The following is an 18,114-nucleotide window of genomic DNA, read 5'->3' on the forward strand; positions in this document are numbered from 1 at the left end:
ACGTCGACGACGTGGTGTGGACCGGAACGTGGGTCGCGGAGCGACTGGGCGTCGAACTGATCGGCGACGAGGAGCTGCCGGCCCTGTTGGGCCTCGCGCTGCGCCGCAACCCCAAGCGCGCGCACCTGCTCGTCTCCGGCGTGCTCGGCAAGCACGTGCCCCAGCGCCCCTCGGTGGTGTACGGCGCGGGGCTCGACCTCGGCCGGCGCGTACGGGAGCTCCTCGGCGACGAGGAGGCCGCCCGCGCCGTCGTCCTCGGCTACGCGGAGACCGCCACCGCCCTGGGCCACGCCGTCGCCGACGGCCTCGCCCTCGCCCCGTACCTCCACTCCACCCGGCGCCCGGTGGCCGGCGTCGCCCGCGCGGGCGGCTTCGAGGAGTCCCACTCCCACGCCACCTCGCACCTCCTGCTCCCCGAGGACCCGAAGCTCCTCGCCGGCGACGGCCCGCTCGTCCTCGTCGACGACGAGTTCTCCACCGGCAACACCGTCCTCAACACCATCAGGGACCTGCACGAGCGCCACCCGCGCGAGCGGTACGTCGTGGTCGCCCTCGTCGACATGCGCTCGGCCGCCGACCACGAGCGCCTGGACGCCTTCGCGGAGGAGATCGGCGCCCGCGTCGACCTGATCGCCCGCGCGGCCGGCACCGTACGCCTCCCGGAGGGGGTCCTGGAGAAGGGCCGGGCGCTCGTGGCGGAGCACGAGACGGCACGGGGGCCGCAGGCCGCCCCCCTGACCTCCGCCGTCGTGCGGGCCGCCCTCGACTGGCCCCGGGGCCTGCCCGACGGCGGGCGGCACGGCTTCACGCCGGAGCACCGGGAACGCCTGGAGACGGCCCTTCCGGCCCTGGCGGCCGGGGTGGGGAAGGCCCTGGAGGCCCCGGGGAGCCAGGGAACCGGCGAGGCCCCGGGAACCCGCGAGACCCCGGCGCCCGGCACCGGCCGCGTCCTCGTCCTCGGCTTCGAGGAGCTGATGTACGCGCCGCTGCGCCTCGGCACCGCCCTGGAGGAGGCCGGACACGACGTCCGCTACTCCACCACCACCCGCTCGCCCGTCCTCGCCGTCGACGACCCCGGCTACGCGATCCGCACCCGGCTCGTCTTCCCCGCCCACGACGATCCGGCCGACGGCCCCGGCGAGCGCTACGCCTACAACGTGGCGGGCGCGGGCTTCGACGCCGTTGTCCTCGTCGTCGACTCCGCCGCCGACACCCCGGCCCTGCACGCCCCGGACGGCCTCCTGGCCCGGCTCGCGGAGCACGTGCCGCACGTGGTGCTCGCGGTGGTCCCCTCGTACGTGCCCGGAACCACCGGAACCGCCGGGACCACGCGAAACGTCGGGAACAGCGGAGCCGACACCCTCACCGCCACCGAAGCCACCGAAGCTCCCGAAAGGAGCTCCATGCTGCCCGAGCCCCTCCGCGGCCCCGCCTTCTCCTCGTACGCACCCGACGAGGTCGGCTGGCTGCTCCAGGACCTCTCGGATGTCGAACTCGAAGCCCCCACCGAGGAGCGCGAGGAGGCCATCCAGAGCGGCGGCGCCCACTACGCGGAGTCGCTGCCCGTCGAGTACCAGCCCAGCGAGCGCTACCAGGAGCTCTTCCACGCCGCCCTGGAGAGCTCCGCCGCCCGGGTCGCCCGCGCGGTCGGCACGGTCACCGAGACCGTCCTCGCCGAGCGCGCCGGCACCCCCGTGCTCGTCTCGCTGGCCCGCGCCGGCACCCCCGTCGGCGTCCTCATGCGCCGCTGGGCCCGGGACCGCCACGGCCTCGGCCTGCCGCACTACGCCGTCTCGATCGTGCGCGGCCGGGGCATCGACGCCAACGCGCTGCGCTGGCTCGCCGCCCACCACGACCCCGCCGACGTCGTCTTCGTCGACGGCTGGACGGGCAAGGGCGCCATCACCCGCGAACTCGCCGAGGCGCTGAAGGACTTCGACGGGTTCGACCCGGAGGTCGCGGTCCTCGCCGACCCCGGCTCCTGCGTCCGCACCTACGGCACGCGCGAGGACTTCCTCATCCCCTCCGCCTGCCTCAACTCCACGGTCTCCGGCCTGATCTCCCGGACCGTGCTCCGCCCCGACCTCGTCGGCCCGGACGACTTCCACGGCGCCAAGTTCTACCGCGAGCTGGCCGGATCCGACGTCTCCGAAGCCTTCCTGGACGCCGTCGCCGCCCGCTTCGACGAGGTCGCCGCGACCGTCGACGCCGACGTCAAGGAACTCCTGGCCGCCGACCGCACCCCCACCTGGGAGGGCTGGGCGGCCGTGGAGCGGATCAGCGAGGAGTACGGCATCCACGACGTCAACCTGGTCAAGCCGGGCGTCGGCGAGACCACCCGCGTCCTGCTCCGCCGCGTCCCCTGGAAGATCCTCGCCAAGCGGGGCGCCGACGCCGACCTCGCGCACGTGCGGCTGCTCGCCGAACAGCGCGGCGTACCGGTCGAGGAGGTCGACGACCTCCCGTACAGCGCCGTGGGCCTGATCCACCCCAAGTACACGAGGGGCGCGACGGGCGCCGACGGCAAGGCGGTGGCGTCGCAGTGAACACGACGACGGACACGCCCCGGGCCCAGGCCGGGATCGCGGCCCAGGCCCGGGCCGAGACCGCGGCCCAGGCGCAGACCGGTACCGCGCCCCGGACCGGGACCGCGCCCCGGGATCAGGCCCGGACCGCGGCCCCGGTCCTGGTCGCCAGCGACCTCGACCGCACCCTCATCTACTCGTCCGCGGCCCTCGCCCTCGGCATGCCCGACGCGCTCGCGCCCCGGCTGCTCTGCGTCGAGGTCCACGAGTCCAAGCCGCTCTCCTACATGACCGAGGACGCGGCGGCCCTCCTGACGCGCCTGTCCGACGAGACCCTCTTCGTGCCCACCACGACGCGGACGCGCAAGCAGTACCAGCGCATCCGGCTCCCCGGCGCCGCACCGAAGTACGCGATCTGCGCCAACGGCGGGCACATCCTCGTCGACGGCGTCTCCGACCGGGACTGGCACGCCTCCGTCCTCGACCGGCTGGCCGGCGAGTGCGCCCCGCTCGCCGAGGTCCGCGCCTACCTCTCCGCCACCACGGACCAGACCTGGGTGCGCAAGCACCGGGTCGCCGAGGACCTGTTCACCTACCTGGTCATCGAGCGGGACCTGCTCCCCGAGGGCTGGCTGGAGCTCTTCGGCCACTGGGCGGGGGAGCGCGGCTGGACCGTCTCGCTCCAGGGCCGCAAGGTGTACGCGGTGCCGAAGCCGCTCACCAAGAGCGCGGCCGTCCGCGAGCTGGCCCGCCGCACCGGCGCCGCGCTCACCCTGGCGGCCGGGGACTCCCTCCTCGACGCCGACCTGCTGCTCGCCGCGGACCGGGCCTGGCGCCCGGGCCACGGCGAACTGGCCGACAGCGACTGGACCGCCCCCCACCTCGACGTCCTCGCGGAGCGCGGGGTCGCGGCGGGGGAGGAGATCCTGCGCCGCTTCAGGGCGGCGGCAGCGGGCTGAGACCCCCTCCGGGGACCAGGGAGATCAGCCGCAGCAGCCCCCGCCACAGCAACCGCCGCCTCCGCCGCTCTGCGCGGGGGCGGCGGTGCCGCTTCCGCCGACGGCCACGGCCGAGAGCAGCTTCACGGTGTCGTCGTGCCCGGCGGGGCAGGCGGCCGGTGCGGAGGACTCGGCCATGGGACGGCTGAGCTCGAAGGTGTCGCCACAGGTGCGGCAGCGGTATTCGTAACGAGGCATGGGGACAGGTTAGAGGCTGCCCGGCGAACCGTCCGGCCGACCGCCCCGCCAGTGGGGGTGGCCCGACCGCCCGCCGGTCCGGGTGGCCCGGTCGACCGGACCGGTCAATGCCCGGCGCCGCCGCCCCGCTCCTCCCGGATCTGCCCGACGACCCGGGCGGCGGTGGCGCGGACGTCCTCCAGCTCGGTCAGGAAGTGCCAGTAGTCGGGGTGGCGGCCCTCCAGGGAGGCGACGGCCCGGTCGATGCGCGCGACGGCCCGGTCGAGGGGCTCGGCGTGGCGCGGGTCGGGGGTGCTCCGCCCGTCCATGGCGAGCCGCTGGGCGTCCCGTACGGCGAACCGGGCGCGGTCGACCTCGGCGTTCGGGTCCTTCGCGACGGCCTCCAGGCGGCGCAGCCGGTCACCGGCGGCCGAGACGGCCTCGTCGGTCGCGTCGAGGAGGGCGCGGACGGTGGAGAGCAGCGAGGTCGCGTCGGGCCAGCGCTGCTCGGCCCGCGCCCTCCCGGCCTCGGCGAGCCGCTCCCCGGCCTGCCCGAGGCTCGCCGCGGCCTGCTCGGGCACGTGCTGGAGGTCCTGCCAGCAGTCGAGCGAGAACCGCCGCCGCAGCTCGGACAGGACGGGCTCGACGCCCTCGGCGCGGGTGGTCAGCGCCTCGGTGCGGGTACGGAGGGAGACGAGGCGCCGGTCGATCTCGGCGGCCCGCTCGGGCAGCCGCCCGGCCTCGGCCCGTACGGCCTCGGCGTCCCGCAGCACCCGGTCGGCCCGCTGGAGGGTCTCGGGGACGCCGTGCCGGCCCGCCCCCTCGTTGAGCCGGGTCAGCTCGGGCCCGAGCCGGGCGAGCCGCAGCGCGAGGTCGTCGGCGCGCAGCCCGCTCTCCCGTACGGCGTCGAGGGCGCCGCTCGCGCCGCGCAGGGCCTGCCGGGCGCGCTCGACGGCGGGCGCGAGCCGGGCGAGCTGGGTCTCGGCGCGCCCGAGGAGCGGGGCGAGCCCGGCCTCGAACCGGTCGAGTTCTCCCTTCACCCGGTCGAGTTCGTCCTTGGCGCGGGTGAGTTCGCCGCGGGCCCGGGAGGCGGTGGCGGCGTCCAGCTCGTCGCGGTCGAGGTCGTGGGCGTCGACGGCGGTGATGTACGCGTGGCTGACCTCGTCGATGCGGCGCCCGAGCGCCTCGAAGCCCTCGGCGGCGCGCAGCGCCTCGGGGGAGCCGTCGACGGCGGTGATGGTCTCCACCGAGATGCGCAGCCCGCGCTGGGCGGTGTCGAGCTCGTAGAACGCGGCCGCGGCGGCGTCCTTCGCGGCCTGCGCCTCGGCCCGCTGGCCCTCTCCCCGCCCGCCGAACCAGCGGCGGGTGCCGCCTCCGGCGAAGGCTCCGGGAAGCACCGCTCCCACCACCAGGGGCAGCAGGAGCGCCAGCCGGAACGCGGAAGGAACCCCGGGCGCCGACGCGCTCCTCGTATCGCTCGCCGCCACGTACCTCTCCCCGTGCTGTGTCCGCCGTGCCCGGTCCGGGTCCATTCTCCCACCCGGTAGGGACGAACACACGGGCCGGTCAGTTCACCGTACGGACGGTGACGTTCCCGTTCTCGCTGCGGGCCCGCACCCCGTGCCCGCTCCCGTCGTTCCGGGGCACGTCGACCCGTACGCTCCCGTTCCCGCTGCTCCCGGCCACGGCGTACTCGGCCTTCGGCACCTCCACGGTGATGCCGCCGTTGTCGGTGGCGACGTCGACGTTCCGGGGTACGGCTCCGAGGGCGAGCCGGACGTCCCCGTTGTCGGTCCGCACGGTCAGGTCGGTCGACGTGGTGCCGGCGTCGACGGTGACGCGCCCGTTGGTGCTGCCGAGGTCGAGCGCCGCGCCGGCCTTCCGCACCCGCACGTCCCCGTTGTCGGTCCGCACCTTCAGGGGCGTGGCGAACCCCTCGGCGGTCACGTCCCCGTTGTCGCTCTCGACGGCGACGGAGACCTTCCGGGGCACCTGGATCCGGTGCACGGCCTCGCAGTTCGAGGCGACCGCGTCGCAGTCGACCCGCAGCGTCAGCCGCCCGTCGACCAGCTTCCAGCTCGCCTCGGGCCCGGACCCCATGAACACCCACCCGTCGACCTGCCGCTCGACCCGCACGTCGTCGACGTCGGCGGGCGTGATCACCAGCCGCGAGTCGTCGGAGTCGACGACGAGCTCGCTCCCGTCGAACGCGAAGCTCCTCCTCTCCACGGCGGCCCCCTCGGCGTCGGCGGTCCCGCACCCCCCGACCCCGAGCATCCCGACCAGCACCCCACCGCAAGCGACCAGCACCCGACCCCGACGACGACCCACGACGACCCACCCCCACGACGACCAAGCTGACCTGCCGAACCTATGCCCCGCCCACCCCCGGTCACGATCCGGCGACCCACCGTCCGGGGGTGGGGCTACCCCCCCGCCCCACCCCCCATCGGTTTGCGACACCCGCCCACGGGCCATGTAGGCTGTTGCCTCTTCCACGGGTGCGTAGCTCAGGGGTAGAGCGCTGCTCTTACAAAGCAGATGTCGGCGGTTCGAAACCGTCCGCGCCCACCAGTGCAAAGGCCCCCAGCCGATCATGGCTGGGGGCCTTTGACATCTACATCTGACATCAACGTCCATGGTCACCGGGGCCCTGGTCCCTGGGGAGCGCGGGCTGCGGTGCCGTCGAAGGGGGAACGGTGGAGGACGTTTTCGACACGACCGGGAGACCGCCGAAAGGCTGGATGCATGCCATCTTCCATGGCGGCCCGTACGGGGAGGACGTGGATCGCTGCATCCCGGGCCCTCCCGCGCCGGAAACGCTCGCGGTGCCGCTGGCTGAGGGCGGTGTCCACACGTACCGCCTGTCAAGGCAGCCGCCGCGCATGGCGCGGCGCGCGCGGCCCGTCGCCCGAGCCTGTGCTCCTGTCTCCGCCCCGCTCCAGCCCGGCCGCCGTCCGCACGCCTGACAGCTCGGGTTGATGGGGTAAGAACCCACGGGTGGCCGAGGCGGCACACGAGTGCGGCTCAGGACGATGCCTCCGGCGGGGGCGCTCAGGCTCCGGGATGGGAGGGGGCCGTACGCGGGTGCCGGCCGGTGGGGTGCGGCGGTGGGGGACTCCCATCCCGTCTGCCGTCGACCCAGGCAAAGCCGAGCAGACACGGCACCGGGCGTCCAGGTCGTTCGTACAGTAGCGCGCTCCACCTGGACGCCCGGCACCGCGCCTGCTCCACGGTGTGTGGGTCGACGGCAGACGGGATGGGAGCTGAGGCGAGTCGTGGGCGGGTCACCCCGCCTTGCTCTTTTCCGGGATTCTTACCCCGCAAGACCCAACCGAACCTTAACCTAGCTGGGCACCAAGAGAGGAAGGCAATTAAAAGCAACCGTCAGGAGGATAAAGATGACCGACCCCACCGAGTTGATGCTGGCCGACCTCTCGAATTATTACGCAGACGCAAAAGTTTCTAACGCTTTCCTTCGCCTGTACGTGAGTGATCCCCAATTCGGCCGTGCATTCGCCAGCCTCCATGAACGGCTAAACGGGCATTTCGAATCAATTAACGACAGGGCGGAGACGACCCGCCACTACTGGGCCGAGCCAAGTAGGGAAATGCTTGCGCTCATCAAGGAAATCATGAACTTCCTTGATTCCCTCAAGCATGCCGGAACACAGGCACACCTTGCGGCATCCTACGCAAGTGCACTGAAGAGCTGCCAGTCTTGGCTGGCACGCAGCGGGGGTAGCGCCGTCCCGGACGACTTCGAGCAGATCGCAATCATCAAATACGAGCCAGTTTTTTCGCGCTCAGACACTGAGATCAAACTGAAGAAGTCCAGCCAGCGCGCCCTGCTGCAGCTCGTAGGGGAAGGGTCATACGCCAAGGTATTCTCGTTTACCGACCCTGACTACGGAACCAAATTTGCCCTCAAGCGCGCCAATAAGGACTTGAGCGAACGGGATCTTCACCGGTTCCAGAAAGAGTTCGAGATCCTCAAGCGTCTCCGGTTCCCGTACATAGTTGAGGTTTTCCAATACGATGCAACTCGCAATGAATATCTAATGGAGTTTTGCGAGTCTACGCTTCGTAAGTACATTAAGAAACGTAACAACACATTGCCATTTTCATCGCGAAAGAGAATTGCGCTGCAATTTCTGTACGGCGTCAATTACATCCATAGTGAGGGGCTGCTTCATCGCGATGTCAGCCTTCAAAACGTTCTGGTGAAGACCTTTAATGGCGGGGCTGTCCTTGTGAAGCTGTCAGACTTCGGCCTTGCCAAGGACAACGATTCAGAATTCACGCGAACAAAGACGGAGATGCGAGGAACCTATCGGGATCCTCTCCTGGCTAGCTTCAAGGACTATGGCGTACGCAACGAAATTTACTCGATCGGCTGGGTCCTTTCCTACATCTTCACCGGGAGAGAGGTCTTGATGTCCCAAGATGATGCGCCGAGTCAGATTGTGCGGAAATGTGCGGCACACGATGTCGCCCATCGGTACGGGAGCGTGCGCGAACTGATTGGTGACGTCGAGAGACTGGAGTCCACCCCGCCGCCCACGGACGCTCCCGCATGACGCTTATTAGGCGGGCTCTCTGACATCTCTCGCCGGCTGCGGCAGATGCCCGAGCACGCAACAAGATGCCGTAAACCCCACCAATCTTGGCGTTGAGGCTTCCTCAGACTCCGTGGTGCGCTAGAAGACTGCCATGCTTGGTCTCCTGCGAAGGGTCATCGCGAGCCGTGTCTGGCGTGTTACTCGGGTGGTCTGCTACTCCCTGGCAGGCCTCATAGCGGTGGGGATCTTCATAATCCTTCCGGTCACAGCTCAACTCAGCGGATGGAACGACGAGGATTCGCCTGCCACCCCTCCATCTCCGCCACCCATGTTCACGCCAGTTGTCTGGACACATCAACGGTACGAGTGCGCAGATGGATGGTCATCAGTGTCGACCGGAACTCAAGGTGCCTGTAGTCACCACGGAGGGGTTGTCTCGGTGCTCGAGGGGACCGATGGAACGGTCCTTCGGTGCGGTCGCGATGAGCGCGCGCCAGGGCCAGAGGAGCAACAACGCCAGATTGAGGAGTATGGGCGAATCGCCTGCACCCTCAAATGACAGCGATCGCTCCCGTGGCCTGCGGTCTATTTGTGGACGGGTCTACAGTTACTGGGCCGCCGCACAGCTCTGACCTGCTGTAACGCGTGGGGCACACGCGCCCTCCGGAGCCGTTGCCGCGTACGGGCAGACTTTGAGGGTTCGCGCGCGGCCGGCGCTGGCAGGGCACTCTTGGCCATCGGCGGAGCCTGGCCGTCGGTTGGGTCCCGGGTTTGCACCGGGCCGCCCCCGGACAGAGCCAGGGATGCAGCTGCACTACAGAGCTGGACACCTCGGAAGCCGACCGCGCGCAGGTGGACGCTACCCCGAGGCACTGACAGGCAGAAGTGAAGGCCGTGCCACATCTGTGCCAGATCAGGCGGGGAACCACGGGGAATGAGGGACGGTGTCGGGCTCTGTGACGCGTTCAGTTCCTGCAGCGTCTGTGCAGGTCAGGTGTGGTCCCATCCTCCCTCTCTTGTAACGCGGTACTTCCGCCCATGGATCACGGCGAGGAGTGGGAGGCCGGCGGACTGGCTGAACGGGAGCCCACGCAAGGTGTAGAAGTAGGGCAGAGCGGCGGCATCGAGTGGCTCTTGATCCACATGTCCCAGAGGGGGGACTCGTATGTTCAGCAGTGGAAGGACCCTGAGCAGCTTCAAGGTCGGGGACAAAGTCACGGTCAGAGCGCCAAGCGACAGGCCCCTGTACCACCATGGGTCGCATGGGACCGTCGTCACCATCGGCACCAAGCGGGTCCACGTGAGGATGGACAAGGCCGCGTTCGAGAACCATGACGGGGAAGTTGCGAACTTCCTTCCCGCCGACCTGGATCCGGGGCATCTCGGTACCCCTCGAAGCTCAGACCGGATGAACGACGCCTTCACCGCCTTCAAGCTGGCGGCTGGCACTGATCTCGTGGCCGTGGCGTTGGACGCAGGGATCATCACCGCCGAGCAGGGGGAACAGATCAAGGCTGCATGGGCCAGCCACTTGGAGAGCTAACAAGTGGGGCCGTGCCGCAGCTCAAGCCGTGCTCAGGGTGAGTGTCTAACTGTGTGACAACACTGACGAACAGCGGCGTACGCCCACGAACGCCTGCGGACCATCAGCGCAGGTGAGGGGCGCAGCAGCCCAAGGAAGCGCTCCTGTCCGAGTTGCTTCGGGACGAAGAGGTCGCTGCGCCTGCCATGCTCGCGGAGAAGCTGCACCATTCGTTCCAGCTCAAGAGGTTCGAGTCCGTGCAGCCGGATGCGCCGAAGCTGGCGCGCAAAGACCCAGCATGCTGAGCTGCGGGATATGTCGTGTCCGACACGTGGTAAGTGGCTTCGCCTTGGAGGGCCTTCAGAGCAGCTGCGGACGCCTCGTCGTCACGGGACAGTAGCTCTCCGGCAGATGCTGCTTCATGGTCACCCCCGCCAGGCTCCCGCGGTACACCAGCCGGCCGTGGCTGCCCGCGCTCCGGCGAACGACCAGCCAATCAGCATGGGGTAGATCTTCACGGGGCAGTGATGGACGGATGCCGACCTGACAAAGACCAGGTCGCCAGGCGGCAGCCTCCCTATCATGGCAGCGGGGCGGGGCCTGGAAGCAGGCACTCATTTTGGTGCTGGGTGACAAGCTCAGCGAGTCGGGGGGTCTACTTGGTAGCAACTCACCACTACACGGGCGATGAGTGGGAGCAGTACTGCCTACTTTTGGCCAGGCGCCACTACGGCGCTGACCAGGTGCAGGAAGTTCCCGCACGCCATGGTGGCGACCTCGGGATCGAAGCCTTCACATTCAATGGTCGCGCCTTTCAGTGCTACGCACCGGTCGAGCCGCTATCCACTGCGGAGCGCTACGAGAAGCAGCGGGACAAGCTCTCCACTGACCTCAGGAAACTGATTGTTAAGCAAAAAGAGCTGCAAAAACTTCTCGGTGACGTGAAGATTCACCACTATATCTTTCTAGTGCCGATTTTCGACTCTGCGCAACTCGTGCAACACGCCAGTGTTAAATCGGAAGAGATCCGATCGGCAGGCTTGCCGTTTGTTTCAGATGGCTTCAAGATCACCGTCGCTACAGATAGGATCTACGCCACGGAACGAAGTGAAGTGCTGGAGCGGTTCGCTTCCCTGGTCGATGTGATCCCGACGCCCCCGGACGATATCTCTAGCTGGATTGAGGGTAATTCTCAGCTTACAGAGACCGCCCTCGAGAAACTGTCGAAGCTTCGACTACCACCGTCTGCCCAGAGGACCTACCTAGAACAGCTAGTGGTGCAGTTCCTGGATTCAGAGAATGCCTTGATGCGTCTGCGTGAAAAATATCCCGATCAGTGGGAGGCGGCGACGGGCGCCAAGGTGCGAAAAGAGCGCAAGCTCGTCCTCGAATACCCTCCTGGCAACACCAATAGCGCGACCGACCTGACCGGCATCGTTAGAGCCCTCAAGGAGGAGTTTGCGCGTCAGGTTCCGGCGCTGGATGACACATTCATCGACGCAATGTCTTGGGGATCCATTGCGGACTGGCTCATGAGATGTCCACTAGATTTCGAAATCGAGGGCGCAACATGAGCAATTCACTGGTCCTGGAGCAGGCCTTCTCGCTAATCAGGAGCAGCGTAGTTTTTACCAGGCGGCCTGACCCTATTCCAGGAGATCTCCGCATCGACTGGAGGCTGGCTTCTGCAGTGTTGATTCTAAAGCGATGTCGGGGCAACACGGCAAATCTTGAACAGATCCACGTTCTATCCTGGGCCTTGCGCTCCCGCCATGGCCGACAGGTAATTAGCGACTGGTTCCTCAGGCAGCGCAAGCCGAACGATTTAATCATTCGGCACGACCCATCTACGGCGCGGACGATCAATCTGGCAGTCGCCGGGGGTCTGGCTACCAGGAATAGTAATTCAACTATTTCCTTGACTGTGAAAGGTGAAAGACTCGCTCACCTACTCTGGGGGTGCTCCGATGTGCTTGTGCCTGAGAAGGAATTCCTGTCTACTCTTCCGGCGCGAATCACACAGAGATCCATTCGCGATCTTCTTGAGTGGGGGGATTGAACATGAAAATCCGGCAGCTTGCGTTGAATGTTCGCACCTCCGGTCCCACATGCGGAGCGAGCCTATCTTTCGACGGTGGGCTAAACATTTTGCGCGCTGACAACTCCAGTGGTAAGTCGACGTGTTTGCAGTCGATCGTGTACGCACTGGGGCTGGAGGGAATGATGAGCCCCAGCCGTGAAATCCCTCTTCCGCACGCTATGACAGATGTTGTCGAAGTTGACGGGATCGAGCACCGGGTAATCACGTCAAGCGTCTCCCTAGAGATCGAGAACCAGCGGGGAGAGGTCCTCACGATCGGCCGACCGGTCAAGAGTACCCAGCACGATACGGCCCTTATCCGTACACGTAACGGACCTGCTCTCTCGCAGCCGGCGGGAACGTACTTGCAGCGAGACTACTTCGTGCGCCGATCTGGAGCGGCGCAGCGAGAAGCTGGGTTCCACCATGAACTGGCTCGCTTTCTCGGCTGGGAACTACCTCGCGTTACACGCACGGACGGCAGTGAAGGACCCCTCTACCTGGAGTGCTTGTTTCCCTATTTCTTCGTGGAGCAAAAGCACGGGTGGTCAGGGGTCCAGGCGCGCATCCCGACATACCTGGGAATCCAGGACGTGTCAAAGAGATCGGCGGAATTCATCCTCTCGATGGACGCCATGGATATGATCCTCGAAACCCAGAGGGTCGAGTCCGCCATCTCCATGCTTGAAGCCGACTGGAAAGCATCTGAGCATGGCATCTCGGACCTGGCATCGAGAGCTGGTGTCCTTGTTAGAGGAATTCCCAAGAAGCCTACAAATACATGGCGCCGAGATGAACTTGTAAGCCTGGAGGTTGACTCTGGTTCGGGTTGGGTTGCCCTTGATGAGGAGATTGACCGCCTAGTTCGCGAACTCGAATCTCGTCAGGTTCAGCCAGTCGCGTCAGTAGGAGAGGCGGCGCCTGGAATCGAAGAAGCCCTTTCTCTGAATCTAGACCAAGCCACCCACCTCAATATCGCCCTGTCGTCGGCGATCGGTGATTTGGAACAAGCCAAGAGGCAGGCCACGTCGCTTGAGCTCAGAATTGAAGCGCTTGAAGAAGACCTCCGAAAGCATAAGGATGCCTCGCTACTTAGAAGCCTCGGGTCTTTCGATGATTTCACCGAGTCCTTCTCTAGCTGTCCCACTTGTGGGCAGAAGCTTCCCGATGGATTCGAGATCACCGACTATCCGCTAACCATCGAGGATAATATCGCTCACCTCGATAAGGAGTTGACCACTTTTCGGGCAATGGCTGGGGATGCCGAGCGCGTCGTCCAAATTGGACAGGTTCGAGTAAATCGCCTGCGCGAGGAAATGGACAACCTGCGTGCCGCGATCAGATCGCAAAAGGACGCTCTAGTAAGTCCAAGCGCATTGCCAAATCCCGCCATGCTGGCCGAGAGGCTGCGCCTTGAGGAGCGCGTGGCCGCGCTGCGAAACGTCCGGGACTCGATCGATTCATCAATTGAGGAACTCGATTCACTCGCAGCGACCTGGAGGCGCAACAAGGAGAACCTCGCTTCCCTACGAAGAAGGGAACTCTCCTTTACGGATGAGGCCAAGATCAGTTCGCTTCGCTCGTCGCTTTCCTCTCAGCTCTCGGCTTACGGGTTCCGTTCGCTTGAGCCCGACTCGATCGACATCTCGAAGAAGACTTATCGCCCTGTTCACGAGGGGTTTGACCTTGGGTTCGATTTGTCGGCGAGTGACATGATCCGCGTAATCTGGGCCTACCTCTTTTCGTATATGGAGGTATCGCGAGAGTTCGGCGCCAATCACCCTCAGCTACTCATCTTCGATGAACCGCGACAGCAGGAGGCCGCACGTCCAAGCTTTCAGCAGCTTTTGCGGCGCGCAGCCGAGAATGGTGCCGCTGGAAGTCAGATCATTTTCGCTACAAGTGAGGAGGAGGACGACCTCGCCTCTATGCTTGCTGGACTACCCCATCGAATTAAGTCAGTACCCAGAGGGGAGAAGCTGATCAGGCCTATTGGTCTTTGATGGGCATTCGTCTAAATGTAGCGGGCAAGCCGCAGGCGCTGCTGGCGACTTGCCCGACGCTATCTGGTGATGGGTCTAGCCGAAGGGTCCTGCGGGCAGTCGAGGACCCTCGTCGCCTCCTCCGTGAGGCGAGGCGCCCGGCCGTCGCAACTGGTGTCCGCGGCTCTCCGCCACGCGGAGCACGGCCCGCAGGGCTCCCGTCAGATCCGTCACCAGAAGGCGCAGCTCATCCGGCTTGGCGCCGGTGAGTAAATCCGATGCCTGTACCAGGAGCGCTGCCGCCAGGCTGAGTTGGAGCGCTTCGGTCTTGTCGGCCAGCTGGGACAGGTGACTGTCTTCGTCGTCGGTGCTCAGGTAGCAGGGTTTGCCATCAGGGCCCGACCACGGAAGGAGGCGTAGCTCGTTGTGGGGCGTCATCCATCCTGCCCTTTGTCGTCGGTTGCGTGGTGCGTGATGAAGAGCGCATCGGCGCGGTCGCTAGGGAAGACCAGGAAGGCTGCCTCGACCACGCGGCCGGTGGTGTCGGTCGATACCCGGGTGATGGAGAGCACGGCCAGCGTTGAGCTGATGCGGAGGATGGAGGCTTCCTCGGTGGTTGGGAGGCGGGCGCTGACCCGGTCCCGGGTTTGCTCTGCGGCGGATCGTTGCCAGGGGAGCTCGGCCGACGCCAGGTCGCGAGGGACATAAATGCGGGCCAAGCTGTGCGGGGACTCTCCCTGGTGGCTGAGGCAGAGGAACTCCGTCAGCGGCGTGCGCGAGGGCACCTTGAGCAGGGTGATCAGGTCTCCGCGGGCTCGGAGGTGGGTGGTGCGGATCGTGACGTGGAGGTCTTCGTCCGGGGTGAGGTGACCTCCGACGTACGTCAGTCTGCGGAGGGGCTGACGGACGAAGTTGCCCTTGCCGTGGAGCTTCTCGATCAGACCCTCGGCCTGGAGGAGCGCGAGGGCGGTCCGCAGGGTCGGGGTGCTGACTTTGTACTGCGCGGCGAGCCGGGGCTCCGAGGGGAGGCGGACGCCGGCCCGGAGGTGGCCCTTGGTGATCTGGGTCCGGAGGTCGTCAGCGATGGCGTGGCGAAGGGACGGCATTGGGTCGATCACCACCTTCTGAGCACGCGTACGGCGATCAGGCGCGTACGGGTGTGCATGGTCAGGTGCTCGCCCGATTCGAAGAGGAGGCGTTTCGCGCCGCCGGGCAGTTGGCGGAGGTCAGCCACTCGGCAGGGCTGACCGCCGATCTGGATGACGTCGCCGCGCTGCACGTTGGCCGAGGTGATCTCCACCGTAGAGGCCATGGCGCCGCTGGGAGTCCAGGGCTTCATGCCGTCGCCTCCGTGGGGGTGTGGGCAGTGGCCGGCTCGTGGCACGGGCAGGCGCACGCCTCATAGATGACGGGGATGTCGAGCGGGGCCGTCGCGGGGGAGGAGTAGGCGCACTCGTGGTGCGTGCCGATCTGGCAGGCGGACGAGCGGTACGGGGCCGCCTTCGTGCGGGGCATCAAAGGACCTCCGCCGTCATGAGGAGGTGTTCTGTGGCCGGGACGTAAGGGCGGACGAGGGTGGTGTCCTCGCCCGGGATTACGTTCGGGTGGAGCACGTGGGCCGTGGGCGGTAATGCCCAGCGAGCGCCGGGCCTTCGGACGTACCGCTTCCTGGTGCGCGTGACCGCGCGGCGGATACGGTTGAGCATGCTGATCAGCTCCTATCGCTGATGGCCAGGTCCCCGGACGTCGCCTGTCGCGGGGACCGCTTTGTTCACGGCGGCCCAGAGGGTTCGGCCGCCCAAGCCGGTGGCGAGGAGACCGAAGCGGTCTGCCTGTGCCAGGACTTCCAGGACCTCCCGCCATGTCGCGATGGGGAGGGTTTCCGGTACCTCCGCTTCGATCGACGTGTGTCTGGCGTGGGCCAGCACGCGTGTGGTGAGCCCGAGGGCGGACAACCGGGCGGCGAGGGCATTCGCGCTTACTTCTGGAGCAGGCACAGGGCAGCCTCCGTCACCGGCGATCACTTTAAGTAAAGTTAGTTAACTAGATTAGAGCTAGTGGACTAGATTTTCCATATGCCTGAGCAGCCGCCATACCTCCGCATCGCCGACGAACTGCGGCGGCGGATCGCGGAGCACGAGTGGAGTCCTGGTGACCGGCTGCCCTCTCGGGCCCAGATCGGCCAGGAGTGCGGGGTGGGCGAGAATGTCGTTCGCCGGGCCCAGGAGCTGTTGATCTCCCAAGGTGTGCTGGAGGGGCGGGCCGGGTCCGGGACCTACGTGGCCGAGCCTCGGCAGCGGGTGCGGATGGTTCGGTCCGCGGCGCGCGAGCAGCCTGACGGGTCGCCTTTCCGGGCCGACATGAAAGCTGTCGGGCGGAATGGTGGCTGGGAGAGCCGGACAGATGCGAAGGTGCCCGCGTCGGCGGAGATTGCTGCGCGGCTCGGGATCGGTGAGGGCGAGCTGTGTGTCCGTACCGTGTACGAGTTCCTTGCCGACGGATGGCCCGTGCAGCTGTCGACGAGCTGGGAGCCGTACGACCTCACCGGCGGGACCCTCGTCGTCCTTCCCGAGGGCGGGCCGCACGCAGGGGCCGGCGTCGTGAACCGGATGGCCGAGATCGGGGTCACGGTCAGCCATGCCGTCGAGCAGCCGGAGCCGCGGCAGGCGACCGCCGAGGAAGCGTCACTCCTCGGGATCCAGAAGGCCGCGCTCGTCACGCACATCCGGCGGACCTACTACAGCGATGAGGGACGCCCCGTGGAGACGGCCGACATCGTCGTGCCCGCTGCGCTTTGCGAGATCGTGTACGAGATCCCGATCAAGAGGTAGATCGCCTCAGTTCCGCAGGTCTGGCCAGCCGTCCCTGTTGGAGTAGCTCTCGAAGCAGTGCCGGGTGGAGCGGTCCCACTCCTCGCCGGTGGCTAGCTCGTACGCCTTGTCCGGCACGTACAGCAGCCATTCGCCGTCACGCTCGCTTGAGGTGTACGGAGCGAACTTCTCGACGTCGAAGAAGACGCTCTCCCACACAGTCTGCCCTGCCGCCACGACAGCGCAGCGTGCGTACAGAAACACGTCGGACGACTGCGGGAACGGGCTGCCGAACCGGGCCGTCAGGTCGATCACCGGCAGAGTGCCGAACTTCTCCTGGTCCAGGCGGTAGAGCGCCTCAGCGTGCCGTTCCGCGAAGCCGACGATGTCGGAGACGGGACGGCGGCTCAGCTCTTCGGCGAGACGCTGGCAGTTCGCGTGGGTGGCCTCACCGTTCAGGGTGGCTATAAGCGCCCAGAAGTCGGCCCATGTCATTCTCACAGGCGCAGGATGTCAGGGCGGTCTGACATTCACGCCGCCGAATCACCAGGGAGCCCGCCGCACCTGTATGGGATCGTCTACGAGATTCCGATCAGCAGAGCTGTACGCGAGGGGGAGAGCGCCATGGAGTCAGTCGGGTACCTCATAGGCGCCTTGGCTTGGGGCTCTGTGTTCGCTGCATTGCTGGTGACGGTGGTCGGGTCGTTTGTGGTTGTTCGATGGCGACGCAGGACAATCACAGCCTTGGAGCGTGCGGAGCTGGAGGCGGATCCGCAGCCCTCTGCGGGATCCCCCATCAACCAGCAGCAGAGTTAAGTGCCAGGTCCATGGGTTCGGTCGTGATGGTTCCCGTCCACCAGCCTGGTTCGTCGCTTGCCTCCCAGGAGATCGTCAGCGGCCGGCCAGCCAGGTCCTCGGCCTTGCTGTGTGCGGCTGTCTGGGCCTCGCCGGGTTCGCTGTCGGCGCTGGGCTGGGCGAGGTAGCCGTCGACGATGGCGCCGGAGAAGTACATGGCATAGCGCCACACGTCAGGCGTGCGGTACAGGACGAAAAACTTCGGTGTCCCGAAGCCGTCCCGCCAGTGCTTTCGTCTGCGCTTCATGTCCGCACGGTAGCGCTGGAGCCCGGCGAGCCGCCCGCGTGTTTTGGCTCGGGTATCGTCCGGCCCCGTCGATCAGTCGGTAGTGAGGGTGACATGCATAACGAGCGGCTCGACGAGCGGCTGTCCGATGAGGAGCTGGAGTTGTTCGTCCAGTACCTGCACAGGTTCGCGAACCACGACGTGGACATCTCGGTGAGGATGGAAGCCGGGGATCCCGAGTACCCCGTCTACGTGCTGTTCGGCAGGGACTATCCCCCGGTCGGGGACGCCGCGGACTACCGGCGGCCATTTGCGGACCGGCGCCAGGTGACATCCACATCTGACATCAACGACGGCGGATGACAGCAACTCTGCAC

Annotated in this window: 18 protein-coding genes and 1 tRNA gene; 9 read left to right on the top strand and 10 right to left on the bottom strand. The window is 66.6% G+C overall.

The window, feature by feature from the left end:
• The first annotated feature begins 11 nt into the window (after positions 1 to 11).
• Together ACFYNX_RS07825 and ACFYNX_RS07830 are read left to right on the top strand one after the other, a co-directional pair.
• Positions 12 to 2,546: a phosphoribosyltransferase gene (locus ACFYNX_RS07825; RefSeq protein WP_388658778.1), complete on the top strand. Its 2,535-nt coding sequence runs from the start codon at positions 12 to 14 to the stop codon at positions 2,544 to 2,546.
• Between the two features lie 140 nt (positions 2,547 to 2,686).
• A complete protein-coding gene (locus ACFYNX_RS07830) occupies positions 2,687 to 3,484 on the top strand; it encodes an HAD family hydrolase (RefSeq protein WP_365538960.1) in 798 nt (265 codons plus the stop codon).
• Positions 3,485 to 3,508: 24 nt separating this feature from the next.
• Here the strand turns inward: ACFYNX_RS07830 and ACFYNX_RS07835 are convergent, their stop codons facing one another.
• The 3 genes from ACFYNX_RS07835 to ACFYNX_RS07845 all read right to left on the bottom strand — a co-directional run bounded on the left by ACFYNX_RS07835 (position 3,509) and on the right by ACFYNX_RS07845 (position 5,929).
• Positions 3,509 to 3,721, bottom strand: coding sequence for a zinc ribbon domain-containing protein (locus ACFYNX_RS07835; RefSeq protein WP_356544523.1), 213 nt, complete (start codon positions 3,719 to 3,721; stop codon positions 3,509 to 3,511).
• A gap of 104 nt (positions 3,722 to 3,825) precedes the next feature.
• A complete protein-coding gene (locus ACFYNX_RS07840) occupies positions 3,826 to 5,187 on the bottom strand; it encodes a hypothetical protein (RefSeq protein ID WP_388658781.1) in 1,362 nt (453 codons plus the stop codon).
• A gap of 79 nt (positions 5,188 to 5,266) precedes the next feature.
• Positions 5,267 to 5,929: a DUF4097 family beta strand repeat-containing protein gene (locus ACFYNX_RS07845; RefSeq protein ID WP_388658784.1), complete on the bottom strand. Its 663-nt coding sequence runs from the start codon at positions 5,927 to 5,929 to the stop codon at positions 5,267 to 5,269.
• Positions 5,930 to 6,199: 270 nt separating this feature from the next.
• Between ACFYNX_RS07845 and ACFYNX_RS07850 the strand changes: the two genes are divergently transcribed.
• The 5 genes from ACFYNX_RS07850 to ACFYNX_RS07870 all read left to right on the top strand — a co-directional run bounded on the left by ACFYNX_RS07850 (position 6,200) and on the right by ACFYNX_RS07870 (position 13,867).
• Positions 6,200 to 6,274, top strand: a tRNA-Val gene (locus tag ACFYNX_RS07850).
• Between the two features lie 827 nt (positions 6,275 to 7,101).
• Entirely contained in the window at positions 7,102 to 8,280 is a 1,179-nt protein-coding gene (locus ACFYNX_RS07855; RefSeq protein ID WP_388658786.1) for a protein kinase family protein, read from the top strand.
• Positions 8,281 to 9,427: 1,147 nt separating this feature from the next.
• The gene (locus tag ACFYNX_RS07860; protein WP_382817181.1) at positions 9,428 to 9,805 is read left to right on the top strand and encodes a hypothetical protein; all 378 of its coding nucleotides are present in this window, start codon (positions 9,428 to 9,430) and stop codon (positions 9,803 to 9,805) included.
• Positions 9,806 to 10,527: 722 nt separating this feature from the next.
• Positions 10,528 to 11,358, top strand: a complete 831-nt coding sequence (locus tag ACFYNX_RS07865; protein WP_388658788.1) for a hypothetical protein — start codon at positions 10,528 to 10,530, stop codon at positions 11,356 to 11,358.
• Between the two features lie 1,033 nt (positions 11,359 to 12,391).
• Positions 12,392 to 13,867 (top strand): hypothetical protein, encoded by a 1,476-nt coding sequence (locus ACFYNX_RS07870; protein ID WP_388658791.1) that lies wholly within the window; start codon positions 12,392 to 12,394, stop codon positions 13,865 to 13,867.
• Positions 13,868 to 13,942: 75 nt separating this feature from the next.
• Here ACFYNX_RS07870 and ACFYNX_RS07875 read toward each other — a convergent pair whose 3' ends face one another.
• The 5 genes from ACFYNX_RS07875 to ACFYNX_RS07895 all read right to left on the bottom strand — a co-directional run bounded on the left by ACFYNX_RS07875 (position 13,943) and on the right by ACFYNX_RS07895 (position 15,843).
• The gene (locus ACFYNX_RS07875) at positions 13,943 to 14,284 is read right to left on the bottom strand and encodes a hypothetical protein (RefSeq protein WP_388658794.1); all 342 of its coding nucleotides are present in this window, start codon (positions 14,282 to 14,284) and stop codon (positions 13,943 to 13,945) included.
• Positions 14,281 to 14,952, bottom strand: coding sequence for a GntR family transcriptional regulator (locus ACFYNX_RS07880; protein ID WP_388658797.1), 672 nt, complete (start codon positions 14,950 to 14,952; stop codon positions 14,281 to 14,283). Before ACFYNX_RS07880 ends, ACFYNX_RS07875 begins: the two co-directional genes overlap by 4 nt.
• Before the next feature lie 8 nt (positions 14,953 to 14,960).
• Entirely contained in the window at positions 14,961 to 15,158 is a 198-nt protein-coding gene (locus ACFYNX_RS07885; RefSeq protein WP_388658800.1) for a hypothetical protein, read from the bottom strand.
• 23 nt (positions 15,159 to 15,181) lie between these two features.
• Positions 15,182 to 15,361: a hypothetical protein gene (locus ACFYNX_RS07890; RefSeq protein ID WP_388658803.1), complete on the bottom strand. Its 180-nt coding sequence runs from the start codon at positions 15,359 to 15,361 to the stop codon at positions 15,182 to 15,184.
• Positions 15,362 to 15,564: 203 nt separating this feature from the next.
• A complete protein-coding gene (locus ACFYNX_RS07895; RefSeq protein WP_388659761.1) occupies positions 15,565 to 15,843 on the bottom strand; it encodes a hypothetical protein in 279 nt (92 codons plus the stop codon).
• Between the two features lie 78 nt (positions 15,844 to 15,921).
• Between ACFYNX_RS07895 and ACFYNX_RS07900 the strand changes: the two genes are divergently transcribed.
• Positions 15,922 to 16,677, top strand: coding sequence for a GntR family transcriptional regulator (locus tag ACFYNX_RS07900; RefSeq protein ID WP_388658805.1), 756 nt, complete (start codon positions 15,922 to 15,924; stop codon positions 16,675 to 16,677).
• Positions 16,678 to 16,683: 6 nt separating this feature from the next.
• Here ACFYNX_RS07900 and ACFYNX_RS07905 read toward each other — a convergent pair whose 3' ends face one another.
• Both ACFYNX_RS07905 and ACFYNX_RS07910 read right to left on the bottom strand, forming a co-directional pair.
• Positions 16,684 to 17,151 (bottom strand): DUF4240 domain-containing protein, encoded by a 468-nt coding sequence (locus ACFYNX_RS07905; RefSeq protein ID WP_388659764.1) that lies wholly within the window; start codon positions 17,149 to 17,151, stop codon positions 16,684 to 16,686.
• 301 nt (positions 17,152 to 17,452) lie between these two features.
• Positions 17,453 to 17,758, bottom strand: a complete 306-nt coding sequence (locus ACFYNX_RS07910) for a hypothetical protein (protein ID WP_388658809.1) — start codon at positions 17,756 to 17,758, stop codon at positions 17,453 to 17,455.
• Positions 17,759 to 17,851: 93 nt separating this feature from the next.
• On the opposite strand from ACFYNX_RS07910, the gene ACFYNX_RS07915 reads away from it, so the two are divergent.
• Positions 17,852 to 18,100, top strand: coding sequence for a hypothetical protein (locus tag ACFYNX_RS07915; protein ID WP_388658811.1), 249 nt, complete (start codon positions 17,852 to 17,854; stop codon positions 18,098 to 18,100).
• Positions 18,101 to 18,114 lie beyond the last annotated feature (14 nt).

The organism is Streptomyces sp. NPDC007872 (assembly GCF_042868165.1).
GTDB lineage: Bacteria > Actinomycetota > Actinomycetes > Streptomycetales > Streptomycetaceae > Streptomyces.

What these genes read in the sequence shown, in the direction of transcription:
- ACFYNX_RS07835 (WP_356544523.1), bottom strand. Translation starts at nt 3,721, where the DNA reads ATGCCTCGTTACGAATACCGCTGCCGCACCTGTGGCGACACCTTCGAG.
- ACFYNX_RS07855 (WP_388658786.1), top strand. Translation starts at nt 7,102, where the DNA reads ATGACCGACCCCACCGAGTTGATGCTGGCCGACCTCTCGAATTATTAC.
- ACFYNX_RS07860 (WP_382817181.1), top strand. Translation starts at nt 9,428, where the DNA reads ATGTTCAGCAGTGGAAGGACCCTGAGCAGCTTCAAGGTCGGGGACAAA.
- ACFYNX_RS07875 (WP_388658794.1), bottom strand. Translation starts at nt 14,284, where the DNA reads ATGACGCCCCACAACGAGCTACGCCTCCTTCCGTGGTCGGGCCCTGAT.
- ACFYNX_RS07880 (WP_388658797.1), bottom strand. Translation starts at nt 14,952, where the DNA reads ATGCCGTCCCTTCGCCACGCCATCGCTGACGACCTCCGGACCCAGATC.
- ACFYNX_RS07885 (WP_388658800.1), bottom strand. Translation starts at nt 15,158, where the DNA reads ATGGCCTCTACGGTGGAGATCACCTCGGCCAACGTGCAGCGCGGCGAC.
- ACFYNX_RS07890 (WP_388658803.1), bottom strand. Translation starts at nt 15,361, where the DNA reads ATGCCCCGCACGAAGGCGGCCCCGTACCGCTCGTCCGCCTGCCAGATC.
- ACFYNX_RS07900 (WP_388658805.1), top strand. Translation starts at nt 15,922, where the DNA reads ATGCCTGAGCAGCCGCCATACCTCCGCATCGCCGACGAACTGCGGCGG.
- ACFYNX_RS07905 (WP_388659764.1), bottom strand. Translation starts at nt 17,151, where the DNA reads ATGACATGGGCCGACTTCTGGGCGCTTATAGCCACCCTGAACGGTGAG.
- ACFYNX_RS07910 (WP_388658809.1), bottom strand. Translation starts at nt 17,758, where the DNA reads ATGAAGCGCAGACGAAAGCACTGGCGGGACGGCTTCGGGACACCGAAG.
- ACFYNX_RS07915 (WP_388658811.1), top strand. Translation starts at nt 17,852, where the DNA reads ATGCATAACGAGCGGCTCGACGAGCGGCTGTCCGATGAGGAGCTGGAG.